Raw genomic sequence first — 18,592 nt, forward strand, 5'->3', positions numbered from 1 at the left:
CGGGTTACCCACGAATTCAAGCCTGCGTTCGGCCAGCGTGGTTTAACGGGGCGCCTGAGATCAAGATCAAAAGCAGAGCAACGGCAAGATCAAGAGCGGCTCGCTTCGCATCGTGGTTACCGTCGGATGGGCTCGCCACGTTGTCAGCTGCAACTCAGCAACCGTAACGCTTGCTCGCCTCAATCGCCAAACCACTCCCAATACTGCCAAAAATATTGCCCTCCACATGCCGCGCATTCGGCAGCATGGCCGAGATGCTGTGGCGCAGTGCCGGGATGCCGCTGGAGCCGCCGGTGAAGAACACGGTGTCCACCTGCGCCACGCTCACCGAGGCGTCGTTGAGCAACTGCGTGACGCTGCCGCGTACACGTTCCAGCAAGCTGTCGATGGACGACTCGAACAGCGCGCGACTCAGGTCTACGCTCAGGCCGGCTTCGATGCGGTCCAGCGGCACGTGGCGGCCGTCTTGGTGGGTGAGCTGGATCTTGGTTTCTTCCACTTCCATGGCCAGCCAGTGCCCGGCGCGCTGTTCGATCAGTTTGAACAGACGGTCGATGCCGCCGGTGTCTTCGATGTCGTAGCGCATGCTGCCCAGGGCCAGCTGGGATTTTTGCGAGTACACCGAGTTGATGGTGTGCCAGGTGGCCAGGTTCATGTGGTGGCTGGTGGGCATGTAGGCGCCGCTTTTCATGCGGCTGCCGTAGCCGAACAGCGGCATCATGCCGGCTAGCGAGAGCTGTTTATCGAAGTCGGTACCGCCGATGTGCACGCCGCCGGTGGCGAGGATGTCGCTCTGGCGATTGTCGTTGTGACGACGGTCCGGCGACAGGCGCACCAGGGAGAAGTCGGAGGTACCACCGCCGATGTCGACGATCAACACCAGCTCTTCTTTGGCGATGGTGGACTCGTAGTCGAAGGCGGCGGCAATCGGTTCGTACTGAAAGGAGATGTCCTTGAAGCCGATCTTGCGCGCCACGTCCACCAGGGTGTTTTCCGCTTCCTGGTCGGCCATCGGGTCGTCATCGACAAAGAACACGGGGCGGCCCAGCACCACTTCTTCGAACTCACGGCCGGCGTTGGCTTCGGCGCGGCTCTTGAGCTGGCCGATAAACAGTGCCAGCAGGTCGGTGAAGGGCATGGCAGTGCCGAGCACGCTGGTGTCGTGCTTGATCAGCTTGGAACCCAGCAGGCTCTTGAGCGAGCGCATCAGGCGGCCTTCGTAGTTCTCCAGGTATTCGTGCAGCGCCAGGCGACCGTATACCGGGCGGCGCTCCTCGAAGTTGAAGAACACCACTGACGGCAGGGTGATCTTGTCGTCCTCCAGCGCGATCAGCGTCTCCTCGCCGGGGCGGATCCAGCCGACGGTGGAGTTGGACGTGCCGAAGTCGATGCCGCAGGCACGGGCTGGGGATGCGTTTTTCATGTCTCACAGGTTCCGGGCAAAAAACGGCCGCGCAGTGTATGCCACTGGCGCGCGGATGCGTAGACCGGTGATCCGTAAATCCACCGGCATTCGCGCTACATAGCTACGTCTTGAGCCTGCCGGGGTTTGGCTAGGCTGCGGTTTTACCGCTCACGGATGAACTGCTATGCCTGATGCAACCTTTACCGCCGACCTGCGCGGCGTGCACTACGACTTCCTCAAACAACGCGTGCCAAGCTGGTTCCTGGACGGCACCACCCAGCGCCAGGAAGAGCTGGGCCAGCACGAAATGGACATTCCTTCCTGGTACCTGGCAGCCACTCACCCAGACAAAACCACCCTGGCCGAGCAGCACACACGTTTTCGCGAAACCCTCAATTCAATCGAAGCGCATCTTGGCCAGATCGACGACATCCTGGCGTTCGCCGAGCAGCCGCTCAAGGACGCGATCAAAAAGCAGTTCAACCTGGAGTTGGATGTACGCAATGTGTTCCTCCTGCGCAAATACGCTTACAAAGGTGCTCGCGACGATTTCTACGGGACCTTTGTTTTTGAGCAGCAAAACGACCCCAGCCTGACCTACACCTACCGTGGTACATCCCTGCTGGAAGCAGCCCTGGCCAATTTCGAGGCTGATGAAGAACAGCCATCGCCGTGCACCGATTGCCAACTCATTACCCGCTGGAATCCCGATAACCCCCACATCATTGCGACATTCGCCGCCGTCAGCGCCCACGCGGTGGCGATCAAGCCCCATGAATTTGCCAAGCTGTGCCGCTCCCTGGACCTCGGCGCGCAATACCAGAAGCACATCAAGGCGGTGGTCGAACCCGACGCCGCCCAAGAGCGCGAGGCGCTGGAGCAATTGCTTGAGGAGCATCAACGCCAGCAACTGGCGCTGAGCATCGAGATTGCCCGGTTGCAGTTAAACGGCGCGTTGAGTGCCGATGCCTACCAGATGCTCAAACAGGTGTTGGCCGGTTCCGGCACGCCGAAGCTGGCGGGCAAGCCGGTCACCTACGCCGCCCTCAAGGTACTGGACAGCGTGCTGGTGGGGCCGCTGCTGATCGGGCCAGACCGTGAACGTTCGGACCGTACCGAGCGCCTGGTGGTGTACATACCCGGCGACCCGCAACAGCCGGTCAAGGAGTACGCCTCCAGTGGCGAGTTCATGGTCGACCTGCGCATGCGTTTGCACAGCGCATCCTATCGACGCTTTTTCAGCCGCTTTGTACCGGTGCGCGAGCAAGGCGTTTTTTTCGCCCGTTTCAGCCGGTTGTACCAGCCCGCCGATAACGGCAACGGTGGGGCCGATTATCCGCTGCGTACCTCGCTGGTGCATTTGCCCATGGACGGCTTCCTGCTCAGTGGTGACCTCTGGCAGCGCAGTCGCCAGGCACATATCAGCAAGATCTTGAGTGATGCGCGGGCCGTGGCCGTACCCACCGAGGACGAGGACCGCAAGGCGCGGCTGGAGCGTCTGGAAAGCTTTTTCGACGCCGCTGTCAGCGTGTTCAACCTGGCCGCCTTCGTGGTGCCAGGGTTGGGGCCGATCATGCTGGCCGTGGGCGCGTCGCAGATGTGCTACGAGGTCTTTGAAGGGATAGAGGCCTATGGGCAAGGCGAGCCACGGCAAATGTGGGCGCATTTTGCGTCGGTGGCGTTGAACGTGGCGTTTATTGCCACCGGCGCCAAGGTGTTGCCTGCCGTCAAATGGCAAAGCGCGGTGGAGCATCTCAAGCCTGTGACAATGCCGTCCGGCAAGCAGGTGCTGTGGAACCCTGACCTGGCGCCCTACGAATCGCCTGTCAAACCGGCGCCCGAGGCCAAGGCCAACGCGCTGGGCCTGTACGAGCACGACGGGCAGCAACTGGTGGCATTCGAGGACGCCCATTATCAGGTCAAGCAAGACCCCCTCACCGGCGATTACCGCATCCAGCACCCGACCCGCTCCGGCGCTTATACCCCAGAGCTGGAACACAACCACAACGGGGTATGGAGCCATGAGCTGGAAGAACCGCTGACCTGGGATGAACCGACCTTGCTCAAGCGCCTGGGGCTTGGCGATCAGGCAGACCCGCTGCGCATCAGCGGTGTCGACACCGACGTGCTGCGCCAGGCCGCAGTCCATCATGAGCCATTGCCGTGGTTGCTGGAAGACACGCTCAAACGCTTCGAACTGCACCAGCAGCTCACCACCTTTGCCGAGCGCATCAGAAGCAGCGACCCCTTGGAGTACTCGAAAGCCGAACCCAAGCTGCAATTTGACCTGCTTCAACGCCGCGGCCTGTTGCCTGACAACGTGGCGCTGAAAGTCATCGGCCCACAGGGCGAGGTGCTCTGGGAGACGCCCGATGCCCCGGCTTCAGCCAGCAAGCGCGTGATGGTGGTGACCGAAAGAGCCATGGCCTTGGGCGGTTTGCTACGGGAATTGTTGTATACGTTGCAGGGTGTCGACCCGCTGCTCAAGGAGTTTCCCGGCAGCCCCGAGGAGTCGCTGGAGGTGCGCGCCGGCAAGCTGCGCCATTATCTCGGCGATGCCGTTGACAGCCTCAAGGGGACGTTACTGGAACAACGCTACCAAGCGCTGAACCCTGGGCCCGATGCCGATGTACAACGTCTGCTGGATACCTACCCGGCCTTGCCCACACCGGTCGCTGAGCGTGTGCTGCAAGGGGCGACCACCGATCAGTTGCAGACCTTTCGCAGCACCCGTCGCTTGCCCGAGCCGCTGGCCACGCAAGCCCGATGGTGTGCCCAGGAAACCCGGGTGGCCCGTGCCTACGAAGGGTTGCACCTGGACACCCAGACGCACCTCGATAGCCTGCGCCTGGCCTTGCGCACCCTGGAAACCCTGCCGGGCTGGCACCGAGGGTCGCGCATCGAGCTGCGTCAGTATTCGGCTGAAGGCACGGTGCTGGATGCCATCGGCTCGCCTGACTTTCCGCATAAACGCACACTGGTGCTGCTGGAAAGCGGCGACTTCCAAGCCTCCATGCCTGGCGATTTCTACAGCGCTATCTGGGAACAATTGGCGCTCGATGAGCGCCAGCGCCTGGGCTTGAGCAGTGCCGTTGAGCTCAAGCAGGCGATTCAACGCAGCCCGTTACCGCGAGAACCGTTGCGCACGGTGCTAGAGGAGAACCCGTTGCGCAAGCCTGACTATGACCCGATGGCCAGGCTGTTGGGCGGCGCGCCTGGGGTGCGCCAGTTGTTAAGGACGGCGGGGAATGTGCTTCGCTCCCCGGCGGAGCGGGTACGGCGGTTGTTTCCCACCTTCAGCGACGAGCAGGTCGCGGCGTTCATTGAATCGCTGGGTGAAGACGTGCGGGGCGAGTTGAGCCGCCGTGAGTTGGAGTACCGCACCCTGAAGAAAACCTTGAAGGTCTGGGCGCAAGCAAGAGGGCCGCGGGCCCTGAACCCTCACAGCGTTGAGTGGCGTGTGAGCGAAGAGATCAAACGCTGCTGGCGCCGTGAGACCGGGAGCCAATTGCACATTCGCGTGCCCAGGGACAGCTTCTATTGGGTGGATATACCCGCCATAAAAGGAGGCTTCGACCATGTCCGGGAGTTGGTGTTGTCGAATGTCACATGGGGTGGACAGTCCACTGCGTTGTTCCTCGAAAACTTTATCGAGTTGAACAGCTTGAGCATCACCGGGGCCGAAATGACCGAGCTGCCCGCGGTGATCGGCGACATGAAGCAGCTCACGTCGTTGAGGCTGAACGCCAATGGCTTGCAGTTGACCGAACACAGCGCTGGACTGTTAAGCGATCTCAATGCGCTGCAAGTGCTCGACCTTTCGAGTAACCCATTGGGCGTAACGCCAGACTTCAGTGGCATGCCCCATTTGAGAGAGCTGAATCTGTATTGGACGCGCATCGAGCGTTGGCCCTCGGGGTTGAGAGAACAGGCCGGGCTGGAGCGTCTCGACCTGCGTCAAAACCGTCTGCAACAGGTACCGCAGGACAACCTGGTGCCGCCCGCGGATCAATTGGAAACCGTGGCACGGATCAACAATGTCACCCTGCTTGAGGATAATCGCTTCCCCCCCGATTACTGGAAAACCTTCGATAAGTACTGGCAGGACCTGGCCCAGTCGCGACCCGACCTGTTGCAAGGGGCACTGGAGGGCGCTTTCGACAGTAAAAATCCGCGCATCGAGAAGGTGCAGTACGTGTACCCCGAGTACTCCGTGCAGAAGGCCAGGGCGCTTATCTGGTCCTGGGGTGAAGGGGCCGAGGCGCAGTTGAACCGCCTCTGGCAAGAGCATTCTGTGCTGCTCCGACAGTTGAACGGGTGGCTGTTCTCAGGCGGTGGTGAGCGCCAGCGCTATGTGCGTGTTGGCGAGCGTGCCAATGACGCAGGGTCTTTGCGTGACCGCCACCAGGCCTGGGACCGCATCTTGCGCTGCTGGAGGCAAGAAACACCGCAACAGCTCACCAATGATGGCGAACCTTTCGGCTTGGAGTTGAACCTCAGTGATCTGAACCTGCCGAGCCTGCCCGACCTGGATGCGGATTTCAGCCATGTGGGTTCGCTCAAATTGAGCAATATGAACCTTCGAACCTCGCCGGAAGGGTTCCTCGCGCGTTTTCGCGGGGTGCGCTGGCTCGATTTGTCCAAGAACCAGTTGCGTGAGTTACCGCCGGCGGTCGGGCAGATGCATGGCTTGACCCGCTTGTCCCTGCAAAACAACCGGATCCGCCTGACTGCCGATTCGGCGGCGATACTCTCGTCACGCACCACGCTCAAGGCTCTGGTACTCAATTCAAACCCCCTGAGTAGGGCGCCGGATTTCAGCCAAATGACCAGTCTGCACTCGTTGGGCATGGGGGCCACCGGCCTCGATACCTGGCCTACCGGCTTGGACGAGCTCCCCCTGTTGGACATGGTGTACCTGCGAGGCAACAATATTTCCACCTTGCCCGATGCGCTGATCGCCCCGTCGGACGAGCAACTGGAACAGACACTGCGGGTCACCCGGGTAACCGACCTGGGCCTTAACCCGCTGTCCGCCGATACACGACAACGCATCAGCGCCTACGGCGACCGGCTCACCGCCACCGAGCGAGCAGCCAATCGATTGGTCGCCAGCGTGACGAGTGCGGTGGATGGCCCGGTGGTGCTGGCTGGCGCGGATGCTCCGTTTCGGCGCTGGTCCACGGGCTTTTCCACTGAGCAGTTGGCGCAGCGCCGGCTCCAGTGGTCCACCCTGCGTGCGTTGCCGGGTTCGGACGGCTTCTTTGAAGTGCTCCGGGATCTGGAAATAGCGCCCGCCGGGCGTGAGGACTTGCAGCGCCGGATCTGGGAGGTGATCGATGGCATCACGCAAAACAGCAATGAGTCCGAGCAGTTGCGCAAGGAGATGTTCGAGTGGGCGGGGCGGGCGGCCTGCTGTGACCGGGCGGCCTTGACCTTCAGCAACCTGGAGATCCTGCTGATGACCTACAACGCCAAGGCACTCGCTTTGGACTCGACCCAGGGTGCGGCCCTGCTGAAGCTGTCCAAGGGGCTGTTCCGTCTCGATGAGCTGGAAAAGATCGCCTTGGAAGATATCGACCAGCGCAGGGCCGCTATCAACGCGCGTGAGGGCTTGACCCCTGCCCAACGAGAGAGCGCCTTGAGGGCCGTGGAAGAGGTGGAGGTGCGCATGGCGTATCGCCATGGGCTCAAGGATCGCCTTGCATTGCCCGGCCAACCGCAGCAGGCCCGGTTTGCCCATTTCGGCAATGTGACCCAGGCCATGCTTGATGCGGCCTACCAACGGGTGCTCAGCCTGGATAACTCCGCCCAGGAGTTGCAAGCCATGCTCGCCAGAGACTTCTGGAAAGACTATGTGGCGAATAAATATCGTGCGCAGTTTGAAGCACAGAACGAACCCCATCACGAACAAATGGAAGCCTTGCAGCGCGATTTCGAGGCCGGGACGCTGCCCCGTGCAACCTACGACACCAAGGTCAAGGCATTGCAGGCGCAGTTCGAGATTGAAGAAGCACAGTTGATCGAACGCTTGAGCCGCGATGAAGTGGCGCAGGCGCTGGTGCCGACAGCGAGCCTTGAAGTGTTGGCGGACAGCGATGGCAACGGCTTGCAACTGTCCCAGGCACAAGCCGTCGACTTCAATGGCAAGCGCTACTTCGTGGCGAGCATGCCCGATGCGGGTGATGGCGAGCATTACGTGTTATGGGTACAAGCGGCGGATAACCCCTTGCGGTTGACCAGCAGCGCAATCGTCGCCAAGCCTGACGTCAATGGCGTGTGGCGCCGCCGAGGCCTGGCGGGCGGAATGGTGCAGCCGGGGTCTGACGATGAGTTTGTCGACGCGTCGGAATCCATGCCGGTCAAGCCCTATACAACGGCCGAACTCAGTTACATGCGCCGGGAAGTGCACTTTACGGCCAACCCTAATCCGGTTGGCAGTTACATCCGCGCCAACAACGGCAAGTACCCACTCAGGGATTTCCAGGGTAGGCCGATCCGTATCCGAACCCTGGAGAGGCAAGTGACCTTGGATTCCGGCGCGCAATACACTTCCGCGCAGGTCAAGCCCTACATCCAGTTCGAAGGGTATGAGCACGTCGGTGCACGCTATGAAGCGCAACTGCAACTGCGCACGTTCACGGCGCAGGATGTGAAAGTGCCTGGTGAAAAGGCGTTGATCGGCCAGTCCATGGTGGTGGCCAACCGGCGTATCGCCAAAGGGGAAATCGTCGGTGTATACGGCGGCACCGTACTGCCGTCGGGTATCTTCGGCGAGGGCGGCCAGACCTACACCATGAAGGTGGGCAGCCAGAGGGTCGCCGAGGGTAACGTTCTAATGGAGGTGCCGATTCATTTGTCGGGGGACAATATTCTGTCGCGAATAAACACCCACTTTGAATATGACGCAAACGGCAAGCCGCTGCGCCAGGCGCCAGGTGGCTATAACGTCGAGACAGTGGGGTTTGATGTTGAGGCCGACATGTGGCTGGGCGTGGGGCCAGAGGCGCAGATAAAGCGCAAGCCGTTCATCCTCAACACCCTTTTCGCCACTGAAGACATCGCTGCGGGCACCGAACTGCGAATTGACTACCAATACACCGAGGGGATGATAAAAAAGCTGTTCGCTTGATCCTACTCAGGTCGGTAACCCGTCCGTCGTCGTAAATAGCGGTATCGCATCTTGAAAGACCGCGTTTTGCCCCAATCTTGTGGGCATATCCAGGCGGTACACAGCCATTGCATTGAAGCTGTGTGCCGCCGCTTAACTTATGACGCGCCCTGACATCAATTCCCAGGCTGCCAGCCATGGTGTGCCGTGTGGCGGGCTGCGCGATATCGATAACGGATGGTGATGCCCCCATGGATTTCAAAGACTACTACAAGATTCTCGGTGTCGAGCCGACGGCTGACGACAAGGAGATCAAGTCGGCTTATCGCAAGCTGGCGCGTAAATATCACCCGGACGTCAGCAAAGAAAAAGATGCCGAAGCCAAGTTCAAGGATGCGTCCGAGGCCTATGAAGCGCTGAAAAGTGCCGACAAACGCGCCGAATACGATGAACTGCGCAAATACGGCCAGCATGGCCAGCCGTTCCAGGGGCCGCCGGGCTGGCAGAGCCGTGGCGGTTTTGGTGGCGGCCAGGACGCGGGCGACTTTTCGGACTTTTTCAGTTCGATCTTCGGCTCGCGCGGCGATGCTTTCGGTGGCGGCCAGCGCCGTCCTACCGGGCGCAAGGGCCAGGACGTGGAGATGCAGCTCACGGTTTCCCTGGAGGAAACCCTGTCCACCGAGTCCAAGCAGATCAGCTTCCAGGTGCCGCAATACGATGCCTCAGGTCGGCATGTGAGCAATACCACCAAAAGCCTGAACGTGAAGATCCCGGCCGGTGTGGCCGATGGCGAGCGCATTCGCCTCAAGGCCCAGGGCGCGCCGGGCATCGGTGGCGGGGCCAACGGTGATTTGTACCTGATCATCAAGTTTGCGCCCCACCCCAAGTTCGAGGTGGACGGCGAAAACCTGATCATCAACCTGCCGCTGGCACCGTGGGAGTTGGCGTTGGGTACGGAAGTGGCTGTGCCGACCCTCACCGGCAAGATCAACCTCAAGGTGCCTGCCGGCAGCCAGAACGGCCAGCGCATGCGCGCCAAGGGTCATGGCTTGCTGAACAAGGCCGGGCAACGCGGCTATCTGTTCATCCAGCTCAAGGCGGTAATGCCCAAGGCGGCGGATGATGAGGTCAAAGCACTGTGGGAGGCCTTGGCACAAAAGGCTGCGTTCAATCCGCGCGAGCAGTTCTGAGCGGGTCATTGATTTAGTTAGCGCCAGCGGCAAAAACGGCGTGCCTAGGATGACAACCTCTTCCAAGAAAAGGTTGTCATCCCATGCCGGACTTTCAGGTCACCGACCCCGCCACCCCGCTTCCGGGTGAGCAGGGCCAGCATTACGAACTGATCAAACAGGCGATCCCCACTTGCCTGGTCAACAGTTCGCCCTCCCGTCGCAAGGCCCTCAAAGACACGCCGCCGGCCATTCCCCGCTGGTACGACGCCGCTTCCCAGGCGCGCAAAGATCAGCTCAAGGTGCTGCTGGACGCCCGTTGCGATTCGCTCAACGCACTGGAGAAAACCTTCAGTCATATACGCTCGGAGCAAGCATTTGCCCAACCCTTGTTGGAAGCCAAGCTAAAGGCTATCGGCCACGAGCTGGACGTCAATCAAACCTGGTTGCGCCTGTATGTACCGGTCGAAGATGCCTTTGGCGTGAAGACCGCTGGCTTCAGGGTCAAAACCTTCTCCCTGCTCCACGCTGCCCTCGGCAACTTCGAGCAGCGAGAGACTCAAGAAGGCTATTTCAACAGTGCCTCAGGTTTCATTACCCAACCGGACGTGCGCGGTCTTTTCGAGCGCCACACCACGACCCTGAAGATTCATGCGTTCACTCAACTGTGCCGAGACCTGGACCTGGGCAAGCAGTACCAGGCTCACCTGCGGGCGCAGTTGAAACCTCACGACGTCAAGTCCCAGGCCGAACTGCGTGAGCGTTATACCCGGCACCAGAAAGCCGCTTTCAAGGCGGCGGCGTACCTGGCGTTGCTCAAGGGCGACATTGACGACAACGACCACGCGCTGCTGATGCGAGTGGCGGCCGGGGGAAAACACATCCTCAGCGACGGTAAGCCCATTGGGTATCGCAGCCTGAGCCTGATGAACCTGCATGTGCACGATTGCCTGGTCATCGATACTTGCGCCAGGCCTGACTACACCTGCTGGGTCATCGTCTATATTCCCGATGACCCCGACCATCCCATCAAGCGTTATGAAACCTTCAATGACTTTCGCAAGGAATTGACCGAGCGCCTGAGCGCGAAAATCAATCAGGAAGCTGACCGTTCCCAAGGTTGGAAGGCTACGCCCAACCAGCATTTTTTTGCCCGGTTCGTTGCCGACAAAGACCGCGCGTACTACTACAAACGGCTGACCGAAGTGGTGCTGGACGCACCTCCCCAGCCGTTCGGCGCACAGGCGTTGCGATCGGAATGGGGGCGCTTGCTCACGTCTCCGTCCTTCTCCACGCCTTCAGCGCTGGGGGAGCCCCAACCTCGGGTGCGCGTACCTGTCAGCGCCCCTGAGTTCAACATCCGCGCGCACACCCTCGTTGACCTTTGGCAAGTTGCGGATTTGTGGACTTATCGCCTGGGCAGCTTGCGTGCCCGCCTGTTCGGGAATGCCCGGCATCGTGCGGTGAGCACCGCCGATGTCGATGAGGCTTCGCGTTCACTGCGTGCTGCGCATTACATGAGCATTGGCCTGTTCGGCCTCAACCTGGTGGCCATGGCGGTGCCGCCGCTGGGCGTGGTGATGGCCGTGGCGATGGCCGGGCAAATGCTCTACGAAGTCATCGACGGTGTTATCGAGCTGAGCGAAGGCGACCGCGAAGCCGGTTGGGCGCACATCACCGACGTGGTGGAAAACCTCGCGACGCTGGCGGTGCAGGCCGCCGTAGTGCACTTCACGGTGTCGCCGTTTATCGAGCAGCTCAAGGCCGTCACCCTGCCCAGTGGCAAGACACGGTTGTGGAAACCCGACTTGTCGGCCTATGAGCACACCGCGCCCTTACCCTCAGTGGCGGCGGATGAGCAGGGCCTGCATCGGCACAACGGCCAGACCGTGCTGCCATTGGAAGGTAAACGCTATGCCGTGCAACAAGACCCGCTGACCGAGCAGTACCGCATCCTCCATCCCACCCGCGCCGAGGCCTATCAACCGATATTGCAGAGCAACGGCGCTGGCCTCTGGAACCATGAAGTGGAGCAGCCGCACACCTGGGAAGGCGCCACGTTGATGCGACGCTTGGGGCCCGTGACGGACGGCTTCAGCGATCTTGAATTGGAGCAGGCACGCAGCGTGGCGGATGTGAGTGAGGCGGTGCTGCGCCGCGTGCACGCGGAGGGCGAACCGGTACCGGCGATTTTGCTCGACACCCTGCGCCAGTTCAGGGCGTATCGCGATGCGGTGAGCGTCGCCGAGGGCATCCGCCAGGGCTCGCTCAGCAGCGCACTGTGCAGCTATGCCGCGTCGCTGGCGGTGGAGCTGCCTGGGTGGCCGGCGAGCAAGGCGATCGAGGCCTTTGCCGGCACCGAGCTGAGCGGGCCGTCGATCACGTACGGCAATCGTCAGGCAGCGGCGGCGGACACCGTGCAAATCCACCGTGGCGAACTGATGGGCGGTCAGTTGCCCCGGCGCATTATCGAAGCGTTCAGCGAACCTCAGCGCGATGCTTTGGTGGGCAGTTACACCCCCCGTACACCCGAGGCGCGAGCCAAGGCCCTGCAATTGAAGCTCGAACAGCGGGCCGTGGATGTGCGCGAACGCTTGATGAAGAGTATTTACGTCGAGCAGCAACCACCGTCCGACACCGCGACCATGCTGATCCAGCGCGACTTCAGCGGTGTGCCGACGATCCTGGCGCGCGAAGTGCTGGCAGACGCAACGCCGTCCGAGCGAGACACCCTGAACAGCGCCAAGCGCATCCCGCTGCGCCTGGCTCAGAAGGCGCGCCGGGCGCAGCAGCAAATGCGCCTGACCCTCGCGTATGAAGGCTTGTACCTTGATGCGTTGGCCGGGCCGGACACCGAAACCCTGGCCCTTAACACCCTGCCGGCGCTTCCCGGCTGGTCGGACAATCTGCGCCTGGAAGTGCGCGAAGGCCGGTTTGAAGGCCCACTGCGTGCCAGTTTTGGTCCCCCGGAGGCGAGCAATCGCAAGGTGCTGGCGCGCATGGAGGATGGCCGCTACCAAGCCTTCGATGAGCGCGGCCAGCATCTGCATGGGCTCAATGGTTTCTACGGCGCCTTGCAGCATGCGCTGACCGATGCCCATCGCAACGCGATTGGCCTGCCCCATGTCGGCCAGGGTGAGCAATTGAAGGGGCTGATCAAGCAGCATGCAATAGGCCGCGCACCGTTGCGCAAAGCCTTGGGCATGTCGCCGGAAAAACTGGCGTTTTTTCGACCGCCGAGCAGGTTGCCGGGCAATCGTCGCGGCTATCCATTAAGCGGGCGGGGTGGTACTGAGTGGGAAAAAATCACGCGCGAGCGGATCCGCAGCCTGTACCCGGCAATCACCCTGGAGGAAATGCTCGCCCTGATCAACGAGCACCGGGCGCAGGATCTGAGCTGGCTGAATGCGTTGGAGCAAGAATACAGAACCCTGCAATCCACGTTGCATCAATGGCTGAGTACGCCGCCCCAGAGCTTGGAGCCGTTCGGTGACGAGTATCGCCAGGTGCTAAGGGTCAGGCGCAAGATTTATGCGGCGCTGGATGACGCCTGGAAAAAGGTAGGCCCAGGGCACTACGATCGAAATGGGCGCCTTTTGGGGCAGAAAATCGAATGGTTGGAAGAAGACCTGGCGCAGCAGCTGCGAACCTTGCCCGCACTGGCTGCAAACTTCGACCATGTCAGCTACTTGGGCATTGTGGGCACCGAAGGCTCGGAGCTGACGGATGCGGATGTGCAGCCACTGCTCGCCAACTTTCGCGGATTGCGTCGATTGGGGATCGAGGCCGCTCAACTGACACGCCTGCCGCCAGCCATCGAACAGATGCCGCATTTGCAGCGGTTGCATTTGGGCGGCAACGATATTGTCCTGACGCCCGAAGACGTCCTGCGCTTGAAGGATCGGGTGCATCTCAAGGAGTTGTTTTTGGACATGAACCCACTCGGCTTGCCACCCGATGTCGGGCGCATGCCGCGCTTACAGACCTTGCTGCTCAATCACACAGGCCTGCAGGAGTGGCCTGCCAGTGTGTTCCGTGTGCCCAGGCCGGAAAATTTCATTCTGGATATGCGGCAGAACCCGATAGCGCGGATTCCCGAGTTCGCGCCGGGCTCGGATAAGGCACTGATTGTGGCGACAACGTTCCTCACCCGTGAAGAGCTGACGCCTGAGCTGCTTGCTCAATTCAAGCGGTACATCGAGGCCGCCGGCCGCGACCCGGATCGCCAATTGCCAAAAAGGGGCGCGCTCGACGGCGAGCAGTGGAAAACCGGTTATTCGGCGCGGGAATGGCCCTCCAGGCAAGTGCTATGGGACATGCTGGAAGGGTCGTTTGGCTCTGAGGGCTTTTTCGATATTCTTCGTGCCGTCAGACGCTCCGGGGACGCGACAGCCAGGGGCGGCGTCTGGTTGCCGGAACTGACTGCGAAGGTCTGGCGCATGCTTGAGGCGATGGGCGAAGACGCCGAATTGCGCGAGCAGTTATTCCTGATGGCCCGGGACCCCGCGGCCTGCGTGGACGCCGGGGCGCAGCTGTTCAATTCGATGGGCGTTGCCGTGCTGCATCGCTCGGCCTATTTCAGCGAGGATGTCGACGCCGTGCGCAGGGCTGTGTTCAACCTGGCCAGGGGTAAATGGCGCCTTGATGAACTGGGGCGCATTGCCCATGCACGGGTCGCCGAATTGCTGCAGCAGGGCGCCAGATTTCCCGAGTATGACGCCCAGGGCCAGCAGATTGAGCATTACGATGGCGCCGGCAATGTGATCGCCGATATCGACGAAGTCGAAATCTATCTGGCGTATACGGTGCCGCTGGCCGCCCGGCTGGACTTGCCTTGGCAATCCAGGAGCATGATGTTTCGCGAGGACTACGTGACGGCGCCGATGGTTGAGGCAGCGTTTGACCGGGTGCAGTTGCTGGACCAGGGCGAGCTGCTGCGTGACAACCTGCTGGAGCAGCCAATGTGGACCGATTTCCTGCAACGCGCCCATCCGGCCGACTACGCGCCGATTGCCGATAAATTTGAAGCCCTGATCGACTATCAGGCTGCGCAGAAAAAATGGGCCGGTTATGCCAGCCTGCCCGAGATGGCGAGACAGGCCTTGCGTCAGACCATCCGCCAGGCTGCGCAGCGTCTGGGGCGCGCTGACGCTGACAGTGAGCCCGGGCGGTTGATGCTGCAGCAGGAATATGCCGATACCTTTGGCCGTATCAACACCCAACTGATTAGCTTGAACCAGACACTGACCGATCAGGCGATCAGCGCCATCCTCTAGAACAGGAAGTACCGCTGGGCCATCGGTAACACCTCGGCCGGTTCGCACCACAGCAACTGACCGTCTGCCTTGACCTGATAGGTTTGCGGGTCAACCTCGATATCGGGCAGGTAATCGTTGTGGATCAGGTCGGTTTTCTGCACATCGCGACAACCCTTGACCACCGCGATCTGCTTCTTCAGGCCCAGGGCCTCGGGCAGTCCGGCCGCCTGCGCGGCCTGGCTGATAAACGTCAGGCTGGTGGCGTGCAGCGAACTGCCGAAGCTGGCGAACATGGGGCGGTAATGCACCGGTTGCGGTGTGGGGATCGACGCGTTGGCGTCGCCCATCAGGCTCGAAGCAATGGCGCCGCCCTTGAGGATCAGCGTCGGCTTGATGCCAAAGAACGCCGGGCGCCATAGCACCAGGTCAGCCCATTTGCCGACTTCGATGGAGCCGACGATATGGCTGATGCCGTGGGTGATCGCCGGATTGATGGTGTACTTGGCGATGTAGCGTTTGGCGCGGAAGTTATCGTTGCCCGCGCCGTCGCCTGGCAGGGGGCCGCGCTGTTTTTTCATCTTGTCGGCGGTCTGCCAGGTGCGGGTGATCACCTCACCGACGCGGCCCATGGCCTGACTGTCGGAGCTGATCATCGAGAACGCGCCGAGGTCGTGCAGGATGTCTTCGGCGGCGATGGTTTCGCGGCGAATGCGGCTTTCGGCGAAGGCCACGTCTTCGGCAATGCTCGGGTCCAGGTGGTGGCACACCATCAGCATGTCCAGGTGTTCGTCGATGGTGTTGCGCGTGAACGGCCGCGTCGGGTTGGTGGAGCTGGGCAGCACATTGGGGAAGCCGCAGGCCTTGATGATATCCGGCGCGTGGCCGCCACCGGCGCCTTCGGTGTGGTAGGTGTGGATAGTGCGGCCCTTGAGCGCGGCGAGGGTGGTTTCGACAAAGCCCGACTCATTGAGCGTGTCGCTGTGGATCGCCACCTGCACGTCGTAGGCATCGGCGACGCTCAGGCAGTTGTCGATGCTCGCGGGGGTGGTGCCCCAATCTTCGTGCAGCTTCAAGCCGATAGCACCGGCCTTGACCTGCTCGATCAGCGGTTCGGGCAAACTGGCGTTGCCCTTGCCGGTAAAACCGATGTTCATCGGGAACGAATCGCTGGCCTGCAGCATCCGCGCAAGGTGCCACGGGCCGGAGGTGCAGGTAGTGGCATTGGTGCCGGTGGCCGGCCCCGTGCCGCCGCCGATCATGGTGGTGACGCCGCTGGTCAGGGCCTCTTCGATCTGCTGTGGGCAAATGAAGTGCACATGGGAGTCGATGCCGCCCGCGGTGAGGATCATGCCTTCCCCGGCAATCACTTCGGTGCTGGCGCCGATGGCCATGGTCACGCCGGGCTGGATGTCCGGGTTGCCGGCTTTGCCAATCGCGTGGATGCGGCCATTCTTCAAGCCAACGTCTGCCTTGACGATGCCCCAGTGGTCGATGATCAAGGCGTTGGTGATCAACGTGTCGACCACTTCATGGGCGAGCAACTGGCTCTGGCCCTGGCCGTCGCGGATCACCTTGCCGCCGCCGAATTTGACCTCTTCGCCGTAGACGGTGAAGTCCTGTTCCACTTCGACGAACAGCTCGGTGTCGGCCAGGCGTACCTTGTCACCGACGGTGGGGCCGTACATGTCGGCGTAGGCTTGGCGGGTGATTTTCATGTGTGTGCCCTGAAGAATAGGTGTTGAATGTGAAATCGCTATCGCAGGCAAGCCAGCTCCCACAGGGGGAATGCATTTCAACTGTGGGAGCTGGCTTGCCTGCGATGAGGCCCTAAAGGTCGCCCATGACCCGCCCTGCAAACCCAAATACCCGCCGCTCACCCGCCAAATCCACCAACTCCACCTCCCGACGCTGCCCCGGCTCAAACCGCACCGCGGTGCCCGCCGGAATATTCAGGCGCATGCCACGGCTGGCCGCGCGATCGAATTGCAGCGCGTCATTGGTCTCGAAAAAGTGGTAATGCGAACCCACCTGGATCGGGCGGTCGCCGCTGTTGGCCACGCCGAGGGTGAGGGTGCGGCGGCCGACATTCAGTTCGATCTCGCCAGGCTGGATCTGATATTCACCAGGAATCATGCAGGTTGCCCCAGGGTCTTGAAGTAGATGGCGGTCGGGCTGTAGCGCCCGTCCGGGCTTTGGCAATAGTCGGGCAGCTCACCGATCTTGGTGTAGCGCAGCGACTGGTAAAAGGCTTCGGCGCCGGAGCCGGCCTCGGTGTCCAGGTACAGCAGGCCGCGCTTGTGCTGGCGCGCGGCAAGCTCCAGAGCATTCATTAGTTGCTGGCCCAGGCCGTGGCGGCGGGCGCTGCTGTGCACCAGCAACTTTTGCACCTCGGCGCGGTTCAGGCCGTTGGCTTTCTGGCACAGCGCCAATTGCACGCTGGCGATCACCTGCTCGTCGCGCACCACCACCCACAGCAGCAGGCTGCTGTCCTCGACACCGGCTTGCACGCCGACGAGGTAGTCCCGGGCCTGGGCCTCATCGAAGTCGGCCATGAAGCCGACCGAAGCGCCATGCTGCACCGCGTCCAGCAACAGCTCGATCAAGCCCCGACGGTAATGGGCAAAACTTTCAGCATTGACTCGACGCAGTTGTGCAGCGCTCATCGATGTCACTCCTTGGGCGGTTGTGCGCCCGGGTTCAAAGTCAGTTGCATAAAGGTCAGGTCAAGCCAGCGGCCAAACTTGATACCCACTTGGGGCATTTGCCCCGTGGTGATAAAACCCAGGCGTTCGTGCAGGCGGATCGAGGCCAGGTTGCCGCTTTCGATGGCCGCGACCATCACATGTTTGCCACAGGTGCGAGCGCGCTCGATCAGCGCCGCCATCAGCCGTGGGCCGAGGCCTTTGCCGCGCTGGTCGTTGCGCACATACACCGAGTGCTCGACGCTGTAGCGAAAGCCTTCGAAGGGGCGCCAGTCGCCGAACGAGGCGTAACCGGTAACTTCGTTGTTTTCCACAGCTACCAGGATCGGATAGCCCTGGGCCTGGCGCGCACTGAACCAGGCCTCGCGGTTGGCCAGGTCCACCGGTTGCTCGTTCCAGATCGCCGTGGTGTTCAACACCGCGTCGTTGTAGATGGCGCGAATTGCCGGCAGGTCGTGTTCGGTTGCATCACGAATCATGGCCGCGCCTCACGCAATGGGCTGGTGGACGGTGACCAGCTTGGTGCCGTCGGGGAACGTGGCTTCCACCTGGATATCCGGGATCATTTCCGGAATGCCTTCCATCACTTGTTCTCGGCTGAGCAGGGTGGTGCCGTAGTGCATCAGGTCGGCCACGGTGCGGCCATCGCGGGCGCCTTCCATCAAGGCGGCAGAGATATAGGCGATGGTCTCCGGGTAGTTGAGCTTCACCCCGCGTGCCAGGCGCCGCTCGGCGACCAGGCCTGCGGTGAAGATCAGCAGTTTGTCTTTTTCCCGTGGGGTCAGGTCCATGGTTCAGTCCGTAGTAAGGCAGTTAAAAAGACGAGCGCTAACCCCTGTAGGAGAGAGCTTGCTCGCGAAAAACCTGAGGGCGCCGCGTACATTCAGGGTGCCCGCGTTATCGTTAACGATCTTCGCGAGCAAGCTCGCTCCTACAGAAGGGCTCAT

At 61.4% G+C, this 18,592-nt stretch carries 9 protein-coding genes and 1 pseudogene; 3 read left to right on the top strand and 7 right to left on the bottom strand.

The window, feature by feature from the left end; genetic code table 11:
* Positions 1-154 precede the first annotated feature (154 nt).
* Complete coding sequence (locus tag DK871_RS10020; protein ID WP_161904893.1) at positions 155-1,423, bottom strand: Hsp70 family protein; 1,269 nt, start codon at positions 1,421-1,423, stop codon at positions 155-157.
* A gap of 166 nt (positions 1,424-1,589) precedes the next feature.
* On the opposite strand from DK871_RS10020, the gene DK871_RS10025 reads away from it, so the two are divergent.
* From DK871_RS10025 to DK871_RS10035, 3 genes are all read left to right on the top strand, one after another.
* Positions 1,590-8,537: an NEL-type E3 ubiquitin ligase domain-containing protein gene (locus DK871_RS10025; protein ID WP_161904894.1), complete on the top strand. Its 6,948-nt coding sequence runs from the start codon at positions 1,590-1,592 to the stop codon at positions 8,535-8,537.
* Positions 8,538-8,767: 230 nt separating this feature from the next.
* A complete protein-coding gene (locus DK871_RS10030; RefSeq protein WP_116666804.1) occupies positions 8,768-9,706 on the top strand; it encodes a DnaJ C-terminal domain-containing protein in 939 nt (312 codons plus the stop codon).
* Positions 9,707-9,789: 83 nt separating this feature from the next.
* Complete coding sequence (locus DK871_RS10035; protein ID WP_161904895.1) at positions 9,790-14,961, top strand: dermonecrotic toxin domain-containing protein; 5,172 nt, start codon at positions 9,790-9,792, stop codon at positions 14,959-14,961.
* Here the strand turns inward: DK871_RS10035 and ureC are convergent.
* The 6 genes and pseudogenes from ureC to DK871_RS29070 form a co-directional block, all read right to left on the bottom strand.
* Positions 14,958-16,658, bottom strand: a complete 1,701-nt coding sequence (gene ureC / locus DK871_RS10040) for an urease subunit alpha (RefSeq protein ID WP_056782782.1) — start codon at positions 16,656-16,658, stop codon at positions 14,958-14,960. The genes DK871_RS10035 and ureC overlap by 4 nt on opposite strands.
* Before the next feature lie 112 nt (positions 16,659-16,770).
* Complete coding sequence (locus DK871_RS10045; RefSeq protein WP_161904896.1) at positions 16,771-17,076, bottom strand: urease subunit beta; 306 nt, start codon at positions 17,074-17,076, stop codon at positions 16,771-16,773.
* Positions 17,073-17,606 (bottom strand): GNAT family N-acetyltransferase, encoded by a 534-nt coding sequence (locus tag DK871_RS10050; RefSeq protein ID WP_161904897.1) that lies wholly within the window; start codon positions 17,604-17,606, stop codon positions 17,073-17,075. The genes DK871_RS10045 and DK871_RS10050 overlap by 4 nt, the downstream gene beginning before the upstream one ends.
* Positions 17,607-17,611: 5 nt before the next feature.
* The gene (locus DK871_RS10055) at positions 17,612-18,124 is read right to left on the bottom strand and encodes a GNAT family N-acetyltransferase (protein ID WP_161904898.1); all 513 of its coding nucleotides are present in this window, start codon (positions 18,122-18,124) and stop codon (positions 17,612-17,614) included.
* A 9-nt stretch (positions 18,125-18,133) separates the two neighbouring features.
* Positions 18,134-18,436, bottom strand: coding sequence for an urease subunit gamma (gene ureA, locus DK871_RS10060; RefSeq protein ID WP_003171437.1), 303 nt, complete (start codon positions 18,434-18,436; stop codon positions 18,134-18,136).
* A gap of 45 nt (positions 18,437-18,481) precedes the next feature.
* A pseudogene (locus DK871_RS29070) lies at positions 18,482-18,592 on the bottom strand (outer membrane lipoprotein carrier protein LolA); the annotation flags it as partial.

The sequence above is a fragment of the Pseudomonas sp. L13 genome (genome assembly GCF_009935965.1).
GTDB lineage: Bacteria > Pseudomonadota > Gammaproteobacteria > Pseudomonadales > Pseudomonadaceae > Aquipseudomonas > Aquipseudomonas lactis.

Coding starts and splice junctions, on each gene's coding strand:
- DK871_RS10030 (WP_116666804.1), top strand. CDS start 8,768: ATGGATTTCAAAGACTACTACAAGATTCTCGGTGTCGAGCCGACGGCT.
- ureC (WP_056782782.1), bottom strand. CDS start 16,658: ATGAAAATCACCCGCCAAGCCTACGCCGACATGTACGGCCCCACCGTC.
- DK871_RS10045 (WP_161904896.1), bottom strand. CDS start 17,076: ATGATTCCTGGTGAATATCAGATCCAGCCTGGCGAGATCGAACTGAAT.
- DK871_RS10025 (WP_161904894.1), top strand. CDS start 1,590: ATGCCTGATGCAACCTTTACCGCCGACCTGCGCGGCGTGCACTACGAC.
- ureA (WP_003171437.1), bottom strand. CDS start 18,436: ATGGACCTGACCCCACGGGAAAAAGACAAACTGCTGATCTTCACCGCA.
- DK871_RS10020 (WP_161904893.1), bottom strand. CDS start 1,423: ATGAAAAACGCATCCCCAGCCCGTGCCTGCGGCATCGACTTCGGCACG.
- DK871_RS10055 (WP_161904898.1), bottom strand. CDS start 18,124: ATGATTCGTGATGCAACCGAACACGACCTGCCGGCAATTCGCGCCATC.
- DK871_RS10035 (WP_161904895.1), top strand. CDS start 9,790: ATGCCGGACTTTCAGGTCACCGACCCCGCCACCCCGCTTCCGGGTGAG.
- DK871_RS10050 (WP_161904897.1), bottom strand. CDS start 17,606: ATGAGCGCTGCACAACTGCGTCGAGTCAATGCTGAAAGTTTTGCCCAT.